A 14,409-nucleotide genomic window follows, 5' to 3' on the forward strand; every position below is an offset into this window, starting at 1 on the left:
GGAAGGACTCACGCGACATGCGTACACACACAGCCGACTTCGACCTCGTCGTCGTCGGCGGGGGACTCGCCGGAGTCGCCGCCGCCATCGCCGCCGCGCGCCTGGATCGGCGCGTCGCCCTCATCAACAACCGTCCGGTTCTCGGCGGCAACTCCTCGTCGGAGGTCCGCGTCTGGGTGTGCGGGGCGACCGCGCATGGCAACCAACGCTGGGCGCGGGAGAACGGCATCATCGGCGAGCTCTACCTCGAGAACCAGTACCGCAACCCCGACGGCAACCCCGTGCACTGGGACGACGTCGTGCTCGACGCCGTCCGGGCCGAGCGGAACATCACGCTGCTGCTGAACACGGACGTGCGCGAGGTCGTCGCGACCGGACCCGAGGGTGCGCGGCGCGTCGAGTCGGTCACCGGCTGGACGATGGGCGCCGAGACCGAGACCGTCCTGCGGGCCCCGCTGTTCCTCGACGCCACGGGCGACGGTCTGATCGGTCACCTCGCCGGTGCGCGCGCGCGTCTCGGCAAAGAGGCGCGTGCCGAGTTCGACGAGGACTGGGCTCCCGAGGAGGCCGAGCGCACTTTCCTGGGGTCGACGCTCCTCTTCTACACGAAGGATGCCGGGCACCCGGTGCGGTTCGTCGCGCCGGACTCCGCCAAGGCCATCCGCGACACCCCGATCCCCTCGTCGCGCATCATCCGCAGCGGTGACAGCGGGGCCCATTACTGGTGGATCGAGTGGGGCGGCGAGCTCGACATCGTGCACGACAACGAGCGCATCCGCGACGAGCTGCGCTCGGTCATCCTCGGCATCTGGGATCACATCAAGAACTCGGGCGAGTTCGACGCCGAGACCCTCGACCTCGAGTGGATCGGCAACGTCCCCGGCAAGCGCGAGTATCGCCGTCTCGTCGGCGATTACACGCTGCACCAGCGCGACGTGCTCGAACAGACGCGGTTCGACGACGGTGTCGCCTTCGGCGGGTGGTCGATCGACCTGCACCCGACCGAGGGCATGTATTCCACGGGCGCGGGCGCGGTGCAGCGTTTCTCGAACGGGGTCTTCGAGATCCCCTACCGCTCGCTCTACTCCGCCGACGTCGACAATCTGCTGATGGCGGGGCGCGACATCTCCGCGACCCACATCGCCTTCGGTGCCGCACGCGTGATGGCCACGTGCGCGGCGATGGGGGAGGCCGCGGGCACCGCGGCAGCGCTCGCGCTCACCCACGGCACGTCGCCGCGCGGGGTGTACGAGAAACACCGCGCCGAGTTGCGGCAGCTCCTGCTGCGTCAGGACGCCCCTCTCATCGGCGTGGTCGACGCCGATCCGTCCGACCTCGCTCTCACCGCGCGGGTGTCGGCCTCGAGCGTGCGCGACGGCCTCGGACCCGATGCCTCCGCACCGATCGAGCCCTCCCCGCTCGTCCACGACATCGGCATCGTCCTGCCCGTCCACCCGCACCTCGACGGGGTGGAGCTCCTCGTCGAGAGCACGGGCGACACCGAGCTCGAGGTCGAGGTGTTCTCGACCGGTCTCGCGCAGAACGTCGTGCCCGAGCACCTCGAGCACCGTGTCACCGTCCCGCTCGCCGCGGGGCCGGCTCGATGGGTCACCGTCCCGGTGCGCTGGGCGCCCGAGACCCCGGCCAACGCCGTCGTCGTCGTCCGGGCCCGACCCGGGGTGACGCTGTTCACCACGGATCGGCTGCCCCCCGGCATCCTGACCCTCGTGCACACCTCGGATGCCGACGATCAGAACGTGCACGTGAGCCTCGACGAGCTGCTGGTGCAGTGGCCCACGAAGCCGTTGCGCGGCCGGTCGATCGTGTTCCGCTCCTCGGCGGCGTCCGAGGCCCTCGCCCCCGAGCGCGCGGTCGGCGGCTACCAACGGCCGTTCGGCGGCGCGAACGCGTGGGCCTCCCGTCCGCTCGCGGGCGAGCCCGAGTGGATCCGGCTCGACTGGGACGAGCCTGTACACCCGCGTGAGATCGTCCTCGTGTTCGACGACGACCCCGACGTCGAGCTCAACACCCTGCACCACCACCGCGATCCGCACCTCGTGATGCCCTCGCTCGTCCGCGACTACCGGGTCGAGGTGCGGGCGGCCGACGGCGACTGGCATCCGGTGGCCGACGTCACCGCCAATCGTCGTCGCCGCCGTGGGCACCCGGTCGCCCCCGAGATCGGCGCGGTGACCGCGGCCCGCGTGGTGATCACGGCGACCAACGGTTCCCCCGAGGCGCGCGTCGTGGCGTTCCGCGTCCAGGAGTGAGATGCCCCGCGATACCGTATCCCCGAGAGTCGACCGGCCCACCCGGCGTACGAGGAGTTCACCGATGACCGATTCCCCCTCGCCACGACGGGTGTCGCCTCTGACCCGCCGTGAGCGCACCGGGATCGTGGCGCTGGCTGTCCCCAACCTCGAAGAGCCGTACTTCGCCGAGCTGACGACGCTGCTGGCGCGGGGTGCCGAGGCGCGGGGATTGTCGATCCTCATCCAGCAGACCGAGGGCGACCACCAGCGCGAGATCGACATCGCCAACGGGGTCGGTCTCCCCGCCACCGACGGTCTCATCCACATCCCGCGCTCGCTCACCGTCGGCGACCTGACCCGCCGGACCTCCCCGGGCCCGCTGGTGCTCCTCGGCGAGCACATCGCCGTGAGCCCCTTCACGCACGTCTCGATCGACAACCGGCGCACGGCCGATCTCGCCACCTCGCACCTCGCGTCGGTGGGATGCCGCCGGGTCGCCTTCATCGGCCCCCGGCTGTCGCGCCCCTCGGATGCCGCCGACCAGCGCTTCACCGGGTACCGCGACGCCGTCGCACGCCTCGGCATCGCCGACGATCCCGGCCTGATCGTCCCGGTCGACGCGTTCACCCCGGAAGAGGGCGCGGCGGCGCTGCGACGCCTGCACGCCGACGGCATCGCGTTCGACGGGGTCGTCTGCTCGAACGACTCGATCGCGTTCGGCGTGCTCGCGGCGCTGCACGAGCTGGGGCTCACCGTCCCCCGAGACGTCGCCGTCATCGGCATCGACAACGTGCACGCCGCGACCTTCTCGGTGCCGGCTCTCACCTCGGTCGCCCCCGACGACCACGGCATCGTCGAGGCCGCGTTCGCCGAGCTCGAGCGTCAGATGGCGGCGCCGCCGGGAGCCGACGTCCCCGTGCGGCACATCGTGGTGGATGCCACGGTGATCGCTCGCGCGAGCACAGCCCGGTGACCGGCGGCCCGGGCGCCTGGCCGCTTCGAGCGGTCCGGCGGTGGTCAGTCGTCGGCGGACGGCAACGTCGCGACCCACAGGTCGGCGACGTGTGCGCGCAGCACCTCTTCGTCGTCGGCCGCGAGACCGGCGTCGGTGACGACCAGGTCGATCTCGTTCAGATCGACGATGGTCGTGAGTCCCACGGCGCCCCACTTGGAGTGGTCGGCGAGCACGATCGCGCGCGCCCCGGCGGCGACGAGGGCACGGTTCGTCTCGGCCTCGAGCAGGTTCGACGTGGTCAGGCCCGCGGTCACCTCGATACCGCGCACCCCGAGGAAGACGACGTCGCAGTGCAGGTGCTCGAGCGAGGCCACCGCGACCGGGCCCACGAGGGCGTCGGTCGGGGTGCGCACACCGCCCGTGAGCACCACCGTCTGGGTGTACGGCTCGTCGGCGCGATCCGGGCGCGCGAAGACGTCGGCCACGGGCAGCGAGTTGGTGACGATCGTGAGGTCGTCGATGCCCCGCAACTCCTGGGCGAGCGCCCATGTCGTCGACCCGCCACCGAGCCCCACCGACATGCCGGGCTCGACGAGGGCTGCGGCGCGGCGGGCGATCGCGCTCTTCTCCGCGCCGTTCCGACGCGACTGCGCGGTGAGGTCGCGGGCGGGGGCGTCGCTCGGACGCGGGTGGCGTGCCCCACCGCGCACTTTGTCGACGTGACCGTCGGCGGCCAGCACATCGAGATCGCGGCGGATCGTCATCTCGCTCACCCCGAGGGCGGCGGCGAGGTCGGGCACGGCCGCGGCCCCGTGACGGCGCACCTCCGCCAGCAGGCGGGATCGGCGTTCGGCGGCGAGCACGATCGCTCCTCTCGGTCGGGCCTCCAGTCTTCCACGGCGGCCCGCTCATGACCGGCGCGACGATCGAGCCGGGCGACGGCGACTACGGTTTCGACCTCGCGGCGCTGCGAGCGGTGCCTCCCATGCCACCCCCGCCGGGCTTCGCCGCGCGCTGGCGTGCCTGGTACGACGAGGCCCTCGCGGTCGACCCCGACCTGCGGGTGCGTCCCCTCGGACATCGGGGTGGACGACAGCTGTTCGCGATCGAGCACGTGGTCTCCGGCGGTCTCCGCCTCGGCGGCTGGTTCGCGACCGCCGTCGAGGGGCAACCCACCCGGGTCGGCGTGGTGCACAGCCACGGCTACGGGGGACGCGACGAACCCGAGTTCGACCGCGTCCCCGCCGACGCAGCGGTGTTCTTCGCTCTCGCACGCGGGCAGGGGCGCCTCAACGCCGGGGTGGGAGCGCCCACTCCCGCGCAGGGGCACGTCCTGCACGGCATCCACACGATCGACGAGTATGTGCTCGGTCGGTGCGCGGTCGACCTGTGGCACGCCGGGTCCGCGCTGCGCGTGCTCGCGGGCGAGCTCCCCCTGTACCTCGTGGGGGAGAGCTTCGGGGGAGGGATCGGTGCGCTCGCGCTGCCCTGGGACCCCCGGGTGGTCGGCGCGACCCTGATCGTGCCGAGCTTCGGGCAGTACGACCTGCGGCTGCGCATGCCGTGCGAGGGCAGCGGGGAACGGGTCCGGCAGTACGTCGCCGCGCACCCGTCCGCGCGCGAGGTGCTGCGCTTCTTCGACGCGTCGACGGCGGCCGGCTTCGCATCGGTCCCCGTGCGGGTCGAGGCGGCGCTGCGCGATGGCCATGTGCCTCCTCCCGGACAGTTCGCCGTCGCGAACGCGATCGAGCGGGCCCCCGGTGCCACGCTCGAACTCGCCGTGCTGCCCTTCGGGCACCGCGAGTACGACGGTCTCGCCGAGGTGCGGGCCGAGGCCTTCGCCGCCACCCTCCGTCACATCGACCGTTCCGTCCCCCGCTGAGGAGCACCGTGCCGCAGTTCGACCTTCCCCTCGACCAGCTCGAGACCTACCTTCCGGCGCGCGACGAACCCGCCGACTTCGACCGGTTCTGGGCCGACACCCTCGCCGAGACGCGCGCGGCCGGGTGGGAACCGCGCTTCCGGCCCGTCCCGGTCGCCGAGAGCGGGGTCTGCGGTGTCGAGGTCGACGACGTCGAGTTCGCGGGCTTCGGCGGTCACCCCGTGCGCGGCTGGCTGCTGCGTCCGCGCGGAGCGGGCGGACCCCTGGCCTGCGTGGTGCAATACATCGGCTACAACTCGGGGCGGGGTCTCGCGCACCAGCACACGCTCCTGCCCAGCGCCGGTCTCGCCGTGCTCGTCATGGACACCCGCGGGCAGACCAGCGGCGCCTTCCCCGGAGCGACCCCCGACCCGGTGGGTGGCGCCGCGCACCCCTCCGGCCGACTGACCGACGGCCTCGACGACCCCGCGAACTCGTACTACCGCCGCGTGTTCGGCGACGCGGTACGGGCCGTCGACGCCGCCCGGGCCCACCCCGCGATCGACCCCGACCGCATCGCGGTGTGGGGCGGCAGCCAGGGCGGCGGCATCGCCCTCGCCGCGGCCGCGCTCGCCGACGGTCTCGTGGCCGCGGCCATCGACTTCCCCTTCCTCAGCGCGATCCGCCGCGCGGTCGCCCTCACCGACGCGGCGCCGTACAGCGAGCTCGTCACGTACTTGCAGACCCGGCGCGGCGACGAAGACGCGGTCTTCCGCGTGCTCTCGTACATCGACGGCGTCAACTTCGCCGCGCGCTCGCGCGTTCCGGCGCTCTTCTCGGTGGGGCTCCGGGATGCCGTGTGCCCGCCGTCGACGGTGTTCGCGGCGTACAATCACTACGCGGGAGAGAAGAGCATCCGCGTCTACCCGTACAACGGCCACGAGGGCGGGGGACCCCACCACCAGCTCGTGGTGCTCCGGGAGCTCGCGCGTCGCCTCGCGTGAATCCTCGAGGCCCGTGGACGGCTCCCGTCCGTCCGCACCTCAGCCGGCGGCATCCGTCGCCCGCGCCGCGACCGTCCGCAGCGCCCGCAGCACGCGCCGCACCGAGGCGTAGGCCAGGGCGTCCGGGCGGGCGAGCGCGTCGACGTGACGCACGAGGGGGAGATCGGTCAGCGGGCGCAGCACGAGACCCTCGACCGCGAGCGGCAGGGTGGTCGTGCGCGGCATCACCGCCACCGCGGCGCCGGCGCGTACGACCTCGGCGGTGACCGAGAACTCGTTGATGCGGTGGGCGACATCGAGGGGGCGCCCCACGTGCGCCGCGAGGTGGTCGAGCACCCCGGCGAGAGGGAAGCCCGGGTGCACCGAGACCCAGCGCTCACCGGCGACATCGGCGGCGGTGAGACGGTCGCGTCCGGCCAGCGGGTGCGCCGCGGGCAGCGCGATGTCGAGGGGTTCGCTGAGCAGCGGCGTGGACGTCACCCGATCCACCGGCCAGGGCGCGTCGTGCGCCAGCCGGTGCGCGATGACGAGGTCGTGGTCGGCGGTCAGACCGGGGAAGTCGCGATGCGGCACGTCGGCATCGGCCAGGTGGAGGGGAGGGATGCCGCCGAGTTCTCGGAGCAGCGGACCGAAAAGCGCCAGACCCGCGCTGTGGAACGCCGACACCCGCACGGGCCGGTCGTCGGAGTCGAGGAACGCGCCGACCGTCTCGCGCGCCGCGGTGAGCGCCTCGTCGACGCGGGTCCCCGCGGCGGCCAGAGCCTCGCCCGCGGGGGTCAACGCCAGCACTCGGCCGCGCCGCACCGTCAGGGGCACGGGAACGCGCGCCTGCAGGCTCGCCAGCTGCTGCGACACCGCCGACGCCGACACGTGGAGGGCCGCGGCCACCGCCGCCACGCTGCCGCGGTCGGCGAGCTCGCGGAGAAGGCGGAGGTGAGTGGCATCCATAAGGAAAAACTTACGACACGGTGAAGAGACTGCTCGTTGTTCTTTCGGATTTCCCGGTCGAAAGTGGAACCATGACCCGTCGCGTCCCCGAACTCCTCGTCGATGGCCTTCTCGTGGCCGTCGCGGCCGTGTGGGGCGCCAGCTTCCTCGCCGCGAAAGAGCTGACCGACGAGGTGGGGGTCGCGCCCGCCGTGGCCCTGCGGTTCCTCGTCGCCGCCCTGGCGCTGGGAGTCATCTGCCTCGCCCGGAGAGAACGGATGCCGCGCGGCCGGGGCCTCGCCGTCGCCGCGCTGCTCGGCTGTTCCCAGGCGGCCATCATCGGCCTCGAGACCGCCGGGGTCCACCTCACCTCGGCGACGAACGCGGGGCTGCTCATCAGCCTGGCGCTCGTCTTCACGCCGCTGCTCGAGAGCATCGCGTCACGGTCCTGGCTCCCGCGGTCGTACTTCGTCGCCGCCGTCGCCGCGGTCGTCGGCGTCGCGCTGCTGGTGTCGGGCGGAGGGTTCCGCCTCCCCACAGCCGGGGACGCCCTCGTCATCGCGGCCGCCGTGGTGCGAGCCGTGCACGTCACCGCGAGCGGACACCTGACGCGGGGGCGACGCGACAGCACACTCGCCGTCGTTCTCGTGCAGCTCGTCGTGTGCGCCGCGACCTCCTCGGCGGTGGCCGGCGGAGACCTCCCGCTCGCGGTCGGCCGGCTCACGGCATCCGGGTGGGTGAACGTCCTGTTCCTCGGGCTGATGTGCTCGGTGTTCGCGTTCGTCGTCCAGTTGTGGGCCGTGCGACGCACCTCGGCGACGCGCGCGAGCATCCTCATGGGCACGGAGCCGGTGTGGGCGGTCGCGGTGGGCGTGGCCATCGGCGGGGAAGCCCTCGGCCTGCCCGGCGTTCTGGGGGCGGCGCTGATCATCGCCGCGTCGTATGCGGGCCAGGCGATCGAGCGGCGTCACCGTCGCACGCGCGTCGCCGCCGCGGGCGCCCCGGCCGTCCCGGTCGCCGCGCCCCCGCCGTAGGCTGGAGCCATGCACGGCGAGTACAAGGTCCCCGGGGGCAAGCTGGTCGTCGTCGACCTCGAGGAGCGCGAGGGCCGCATCAACGGCTTCCACCTCGCGGGCGACTTCTTCCTCGAGCCCGACGACGCCCTCGACGACATCGATGCGGCCGTGAACGGTCTGCCGGTCGAGTCCGACGTCCCCACGATCGCCGCGGCGATCCGTGCGGCCCTCCCCGAGGGGGCGCAGCTGCTCGGGTTCACTCCCGAGTCGGTCGCGACGGCCATCCGCCGTGCGCTCGTCACGGCGCCCGGGTGGGCCGACTTCGAGTGGGAGGTCGTGCACGACGGCCCCGTCTCGCCGCGTATGAACCTCGCGCTCGACGAGGTGCTCACCAGCCGTGTCGGTGCGGGGCTGCGCAAGCCCACGCTGCGCCTGTGGGAGTGGGACGAGAGCGCCGTCGTGATCGGCTCGTTCCAGTCGCTGCGCAACGAGGTCGACCCCGAGGGTGCCGCGAAGCACGGCTTCGACGTCGTACGGCGCATCTCGGGAGGGGGCGCGATGCTCATGGCCGCCAACTCGATCGTGACGTACTCCCTGTACGTCCCGGCATCCCTCGTCGCGGGCATGACCTTCGCCGACTCCTATGCCTTCCTCGACGACTGGGTGCTGCAGGCGCTGCGCTCGCTCGGCATCGACGCGGTGTACCAGCCGCTCAACGACATCGCCGGTCCCCACGGCAAGATCGGCGGGGCCGCGCAGAAGCGCCTCGCCAACGGCGGAGTGCTGCACCACGCGACCCTGAGCTACGACATGGACGGCCAGGTGCTCACCGAGGTCCTGCGGATCGGCCGCGAGAAGCTCAGCGACAAGGGCACGGTGTCGGCCGCCAAGCGCGTCGACCCGCTGCGCAGCCAGACCGGTCTGCCCCGCGACGAGATCATCGAACGCTTCATCCAGACCTTCACAACCCTCTACGGGGCGACCGAGGGCCACATCACCGACGAAGAGTACGCCGAGGCCGAAGCCCTCGTGTCCTCGAAGTTCGCCACCGACGCGTGGCTGCAGCGCGTTCCGTGAGCGCCGAGAACCTCGTCGACGCCCCCGCACCCGGCCGCGTCGAGATCCACCACGCCGACAACCTCACGGTCACCCCGGCCTACGCCGACGGCTCCTTCGCCCTCGTCTACCTCGACCCGCCGTTCAACACCGGGCGTACGCGGTCGAAGGCGGTCGAGTCGGCCACGTGGACCCCGGCTGCTGATGACGCGGAGGGTGCCTCGACCCCGGATGCCGAGCAGCCCGAGGACGCGGCATCCCTGGACGACCCCAACATGCTGACGTTCCCGGAGGAGGAGCCGCCCCCGCCTCCTGTCGTGCAGCGCGGTTTCCACGGGCGCGAGTACGCGCGCCTCCGCGGCGACCTGCGCACCTACGACGACCGGTTCGACGACTACTGGGGCTTCCTCGAACCGCGGCTCGTCGAGGCATGGCGCCTGCTCGCCGACGACGGCACGCTCTACCTGCATCTCGACTACCGCGAGGTGCATTACGCGAAGGTCATGTGCGACGCCCTCTTCGGGCGCGACACCTTCCTCAACGAACTGATCTGGGCGTACGACTACGGCGCGAAGACCAAGCGCCGCTGGCCCACCAAGCACGAGACGATCCTCGTGTACGTGAAGAATCCCGCGACCTACTTCTTCGATTCGGATGCCGTCGACCGCGAGCCGTACATGGCTCCGGGCCTCGTGACCCCCGAGAAGGCCGCGCGCGGCAAGATGCCCACCGACGTCTGGTGGCACACCATCGTGCCGACCACGGGACGTGAGAAGACGGGATACCCGACGCAGAAGCCCGAGGGTGTGCTGCGCCGCATGGTGCAGGCCTCGAGCCGCCCCGGCGACCGTGTGCTCGACATGTTCGCCGGCAGCGGCACCCTCGGCGCGGTCGCCGCGCCGCTCGGACGGCACGCGGTGCTGATCGACGACAACGCCGACGCCGTCGCGGTGATGCACAAACGTCTGGAGCCGTTCGCGGACTGAACGGACGGGTCGATGTTCTCGGCCCGGGACTGCGCCGTCGCGCGGAGTCGAGGGCACGGTGACCGTGCCGTCAGGGGGTGGAGCCCCCGTGGCCGTGCCGTCAGGCGGAGTCGAGGGCACGGTGGCCGTGCCGTCAGGCGGAGTCGAGGACCGACACGCCGTCGATGGCCCCGCCCGAGCCGCGTGTCGCCCGCCGACTCCGCGCGACGGCCCGCCGATGCACCCGGTCCGCGGTGCGGGAGGAACGGATGCCGGACCCCAGGCGCCCGCCGGGACGACGGGCGGCGCCGCGAAGTTAGGCTTACCTAATGACCTACGCGTTCGAGCCGGAAATCCAGCGGGCTGTGCTCGCCCACATGAACGACGACCACCGCGACGACAACGTCCTCATCGCGCGCGCGTTCGGCCCTGTGTCGGAGGCCGTGCCGACGGTCGTGTCGGCGCGGATGGCCGCTTTCGACGGCGACGGGGGCGACTGGGTGGTCGAAGGCGACGGCGGTGCGACGGTCGACCTGCGCGTGCCGTGGCCGGGCGGCCCCATCTCCGAGCGGCGCGAGGTGCGGCGCGAGATCGTCGCGCTCTACGACGAGGCGTGCCGCCGCCTCGGGATCGAGCCGCGCCCCCACTGAGAAGAAAGCTTAGGTGAGCCTAACCTTCTCGGTATGATGGCGTCATGAGTGCTGTCATCCCGTTCTCCGTCGCCCTGCGCGAACGCTCGCGCATTGCTCACTCCTCGAGCGAGGGTGCCGACTTCATGACGAATCTCATGAACGGCTCGGGCACGCGCGAAGACTACATCGCCCTCGTCGTCCAGCACTGGTTCATCTACGAAGCCCTCGAGGAGGCCACCGATCGGATGCGCCGCGACCCCGTGGCATCCGTGTTCCTCAGCGACAAGCTCACGCGCCTGCCCGCGCTCGAGGCCGACCTCGCGTTCCTCCTCGGCGACGAGTGGCGCGAGCAGATCGTGCCGCTGCCCACGACGCAGGCGTACGTGTCACGTATCCGCCGGGTGGCGGCGACCTGGCCCGGCGGGTTCGTCGCCCACCACTACACGCGGTATCTCGGTGACTTGTCCGGTGGCCAGTTCATCGGCCGTCTCATGCAGCGCCGCTTCGGCTTCGACACCAACGGCATCGGCTTCTACCTCTTCGGCGACATCGCCGATCCGGAGGCCTTCAAGAACGTCTACCGCGAACAGCTCGACGCCGCGCCCTGGGACGAGGCCGAGAAGGAACGCGTCATCGCCGAGGTGCTCGTCGCCTACCGCTTCAACACGGAGCTGTTCGTCGACCTCGCCCGGGCCAAGGCGGCTCAGTCCGCCTGAGGCGCGGTGGCGGCGTCCTCGTCTGCGGGAGCCCGGCGCCGCATCGCCCGGCGCGCGAGAACGACGACGGCGACCGCCACCCCCGCGACCACCACGATCAGGCCGTACAGACTCCACGGCACGGCGGCGACGGAGAAGTCGGTGACCACCGGCGGGACGGTGCCGGCTCCCAGGCCTACCCCCTCGGGGGCGACCGTGAGCGAGCCGGTCACCCACCCGAGCGAGAACACGGGGAGGTCGCGGGTGACCTCGATGGTCGAGCCGGGGATGATCTCGGCGACCTGCACCGGCGTCGTCGTCGTCGACAGCAGGCCCGCGACGCCCGTGGTGGTCGTCGTCTCCCGGCCGGTGAGCCGGGTGTTGCCGGTGTTGTCGAGCGTGTACCGCAGGGTCAGGCGCCCTGACTCGAAGGGGTTCCACGACCCGGCGTACGTCGCGGTCACCCCGGAGACCTCGGCGGCCGGGACGAGATCGCCCGCCACGCGGAGGTTGATGCGCGTTCCCAGCCGGCGATCCACCGAGAGCGAGCTCGAGGCGTCGGAACTGGTCAGCGAGGTGACGAGGCCGGCTGAGTGGTCGCCGGGGCGCGCATCGGCCGGGACGGTGATGGTGAAGGCGACGTCGGCGGATTCGCCCGGAGCGAGCTCGAGCGACGTCGGCGGCACGGCGACCCAGGTACCGGCACCCGTGGAGGGTGTGCCGTCGACGAGGACGTCGATCTCGCCGCTGGGTGCGGTGAACGCGTCGGCCGCGTAGACCGACAGGGGGAGCGGCTCGGTGCCGGTGTTGACGACGATCATGGTGTCGGACACGACTGCCCCGGGCTCGACGTCGTACGAGAAGTTCGCCCGACCCGTGCCGTTGGCGTTGTCGGCGGTCTGCACGCTCCACGCCACCCCGCCGTCGTCGGCCACCGCAGCGAGCGGGGTCGATGAAAGTGCGAGGGCGAGGGCGCCGGAGAGGGCGAGGAGACGCAGCGCGGGGGAGAAGGTGGTCACGGGTGTCTTCCGGGTCGAGACGAACGGGGGCTCCGGCCGAAGCCGGAGCCCCCGGGAGATGGTTACTGCAGGGCGGTGATGGTGAGCTTGCTCGTGTAGTCGCCGGCCGGGGTCGTCCCCGGGATGACGAGCGACAGGTCGGCGCCCACGGTCGCGCTCGCGGCTGCCGTCGACGACGCCAGCACGCGTGATGCGCCGAGGCCCGAGCCGTTGAGGCGGGTCGAGACCACCTCGGTGCCGGCGGCGACGCTCTGCCCCGCCGAGACGACCTTGGGCTTCCACCCGAGCAGGCCGCCCGAGAACGACCCGCCCGTCGAGGAGGCGAAGTCACCGACCTGGCCCGAGATGCTCCAGGTGTAGGGGGCGGTGCCGCCCGCCCGCGTGTCGGTGACGACGACGTTGGTGAGCGATCCGGATGCCACGAAGTTCGCGCCGTCCTGGACGGCCGTGCCGAGGTTCGCGGGAGAGGTGCCCTCGAACGCCCAGCCGAACGACCCGGTCGGGTTGTCGACCCACGCGGGCACCTCGACGATGACGTCGGAGGAGGACGCGAAGGTGATCGGAGTGGCCGTCTCGAACGGGGCGTAGACCGCTCCGCTGCCGGGGTAGGTGTAGATGCCGAACGTGCCCGCGGCGAGGTTCTGCGCCTCGGTGGTGGTCAGCGTCAGCTCGACCGAGAACGTGCCGTCGGCGTTCAGCTCGACCGCGCCGCTGTTCGCGCCGCCGATCGTGGCCATGCTCGCCGCGGGGACGGCCCACTTCTGGGCGATCACCGACCGCGCCGAGGAGGCGGCGCCGGCCGAGGGCTTCCAGGTGTCGGCGAACTTGCCGAAGACGACGTACGTACCGCTGAACTGACCGGCCAGCGGGGGACGCGTGCCGTTGGTGGCGGTCCCCGACGGCAGGAAGCCGCTGCCGCTGACCGTGACGGTCTCCCCCTGGGCGAGACCGGTGGTCTTCGACACGGTGACCGTGGGCGCGGTGGCGACCGGGGCCGCGGTGTAGGCGACCGACAGGGCGCTGGCGGGCTTGCGCACGTCAGCCGATCCCCCCGAGGAGTACCAGTACGACCCTTGACCGGTCTTCACCTGGAAGTCGACGAAGGACTGCGGGAAGGCCCCGGCGTTCGCGCCGGTGGTGACCTGGGCCACCGACCCCTCGGGCACGGTGATGGTGCGCCCGAGGTAGTCGGGCGTGACCGTGAAGCCGGTCGGGGTGACGTCGACGCCCGTGAGCGTGGCGATGACCACGTCGGTGGCGGGGGTGAGGGTCTCGAACTTGTCCGGGTCGTCCATCGACGTCCCGTACCCGCCGAGGGTCGCCGTGACGGTGCCCGTGCCGTCGGCGGCCACGGTGAGCTTCGGGTCGGTGATCCACGAGCGGGTCATGCCCGAGTAGAACGCCGAGGTGAACGAACCCGTCCACTGGATGACGGCGGTGTTCGCGTCGACGTCGACCGTGCCGGTTCCCCCGGTGATCTCGGCGATGTGGCCGGAGTTCAGGCCGTTGCCGGTGGTGATGGTGGTGCCCGAGGCATCCGTGCGGAGGCCCGCGAAGGTCGCTGCGGCGTAGCTCCCGTCGCTCTGTCGCTTGAGGATCCGGGTGTTGCCGTCGCTCTGCTTCCAGTTCGACGTCGTCACCCGGTCGGCCGAGGAGGTCGCCGTGACGATTCCGGCGGACAGCAGGTTCACCGTTCCCGGTGCGAAGGCGGCGGCGTTCGCCTCGGCGTTGATGCCCCAGCGGAAGACCGCACCGTCGACGGTCGTGTCGGCGGCGTGCGCCGGGGCGGCGACGAGTGCGCCGCCCAGAGCGAGTGCGGTGGCGGCGAGGGTCGCGGTCGACAGTCGTGCGAACCGGTGCCTGCGCGTGGAAGAGGAGTCCACGGTCATTCCCTTCTCCGCCCCTCGTGCGGTCCGACGGCGTGCGTCGGTGCACCCGATGGCGGGTGCGGAGGGGCAGGTTAGCCTTACCTAATCACGAAGTCAGGCATTCGGGCAATGTTAAGGATAGGCTCACCTTACTTGGAG

General features: G+C 71.9%; 13 protein-coding genes. 9 read left to right on the forward strand and 4 right to left on the reverse strand.

Annotation, left to right across the window (positions count from 1 at the left end; all coding sequences use genetic code 11):
• Positions 1-17 precede the first annotated feature (17 nt).
• Entirely contained in the window at positions 18-2,270 is a 2,253-nt protein-coding gene (locus PIR02_08400) for an FAD-dependent oxidoreductase (GenBank protein ID WZH38683.1), read from the forward strand.
• A 64-nt stretch (positions 2,271-2,334) separates the two neighbouring features.
• Positions 2,335-3,225, forward strand: a complete 891-nt coding sequence (locus tag PIR02_08405) for a substrate-binding domain-containing protein (GenBank protein ID WZH38684.1) — start codon at positions 2,335-2,337, stop codon at positions 3,223-3,225.
• Between the two features lie 44 nt (positions 3,226-3,269).
• Here the strand turns inward: PIR02_08405 and PIR02_08410 are convergent, their stop codons facing one another.
• Positions 3,270-4,070 (reverse strand): DeoR/GlpR family DNA-binding transcription regulator, encoded by an 801-nt coding sequence (locus PIR02_08410; protein WZH38685.1) that lies wholly within the window; start codon positions 4,068-4,070, stop codon positions 3,270-3,272.
• 47 nt (positions 4,071-4,117) lie between these two features.
• Here PIR02_08410 and PIR02_08415 point away from each other — a divergent pair, with 47 nt between their 5' ends.
• Together PIR02_08415 and PIR02_08420 are read left to right on the forward strand one after the other, a co-directional pair.
• Positions 4,118-5,089, forward strand: a complete 972-nt coding sequence (locus tag PIR02_08415; GenBank protein ID WZH38686.1) for an acetylxylan esterase — start codon at positions 4,118-4,120, stop codon at positions 5,087-5,089.
• An 8-nt stretch (positions 5,090-5,097) separates the two neighbouring features.
• The gene (locus PIR02_08420; GenBank protein ID WZH38687.1) at positions 5,098-6,072 is read left to right on the forward strand and encodes an alpha/beta fold hydrolase; all 975 of its coding nucleotides are present in this window, start codon (positions 5,098-5,100) and stop codon (positions 6,070-6,072) included.
• Positions 6,073-6,111: 39 nt separating this feature from the next.
• Here PIR02_08420 and PIR02_08425 read toward each other — a convergent pair whose 3' ends face one another.
• Positions 6,112-7,020, reverse strand: coding sequence for a LysR family transcriptional regulator (locus PIR02_08425; GenBank protein ID WZH38688.1), 909 nt, complete (start codon positions 7,018-7,020; stop codon positions 6,112-6,114).
• 71 nt (positions 7,021-7,091) lie between these two features.
• On the opposite strand from PIR02_08425, the gene PIR02_08430 reads away from it, so the two are divergent.
• The 5 genes from PIR02_08430 to PIR02_08450 all read left to right on the forward strand — a co-directional run bounded on the left by PIR02_08430 (position 7,092) and on the right by PIR02_08450 (position 11,384).
• On the forward strand, positions 7,092-8,033 hold the full coding sequence (locus PIR02_08430; GenBank protein WZH38689.1) for a DMT family transporter: 942 nt from the start codon (positions 7,092-7,094) through the stop codon (positions 8,031-8,033).
• Between the two features lie 9 nt (positions 8,034-8,042).
• Positions 8,043-9,092: a biotin/lipoate A/B protein ligase family protein gene (locus PIR02_08435; GenBank protein ID WZH38690.1), complete on the forward strand. Its 1,050-nt coding sequence runs from the start codon at positions 8,043-8,045 to the stop codon at positions 9,090-9,092.
• Positions 9,089-10,057, forward strand: coding sequence for a site-specific DNA-methyltransferase (locus PIR02_08440; protein WZH38691.1), 969 nt, complete (start codon positions 9,089-9,091; stop codon positions 10,055-10,057). The genes PIR02_08435 and PIR02_08440 overlap by 4 nt, the downstream gene beginning before the upstream one ends.
• 308 nt (positions 10,058-10,365) lie before the next feature.
• Positions 10,366-10,686, forward strand: coding sequence for a DUF2470 domain-containing protein (locus tag PIR02_08445; GenBank protein WZH38692.1), 321 nt, complete (start codon positions 10,366-10,368; stop codon positions 10,684-10,686).
• Between the two features lie 44 nt (positions 10,687-10,730).
• Positions 10,731-11,384: a biliverdin-producing heme oxygenase gene (locus PIR02_08450; protein WZH38693.1), complete on the forward strand. Its 654-nt coding sequence runs from the start codon at positions 10,731-10,733 to the stop codon at positions 11,382-11,384.
• Here the strand turns inward: PIR02_08450 and PIR02_08455 are convergent.
• Positions 11,372-12,382 (reverse strand): DUF916 domain-containing protein, encoded by a 1,011-nt coding sequence (locus PIR02_08455; protein WZH38694.1) that lies wholly within the window; start codon positions 12,380-12,382, stop codon positions 11,372-11,374. The two genes, PIR02_08450 and PIR02_08455, sit on opposite strands and share 13 nt — an antisense overlap.
• Positions 12,383-12,444: 62 nt before the next feature.
• The gene (locus PIR02_08460; protein ID WZH38695.1) at positions 12,445-14,265 is read right to left on the reverse strand and encodes a hypothetical protein; all 1,821 of its coding nucleotides are present in this window, start codon (positions 14,263-14,265) and stop codon (positions 12,445-12,447) included.
• Between the last annotated feature and the right edge of the window lie 144 nt (positions 14,266-14,409).

Origin of the sequence: Microbacterium enclense (assembly GCA_038182865.1) — a bacterium.
In the GTDB taxonomy this organism is placed as follows: Bacteria; Actinomycetota; Actinomycetes; order Actinomycetales; family Microbacteriaceae; genus Microbacterium; species Microbacterium enclense_B.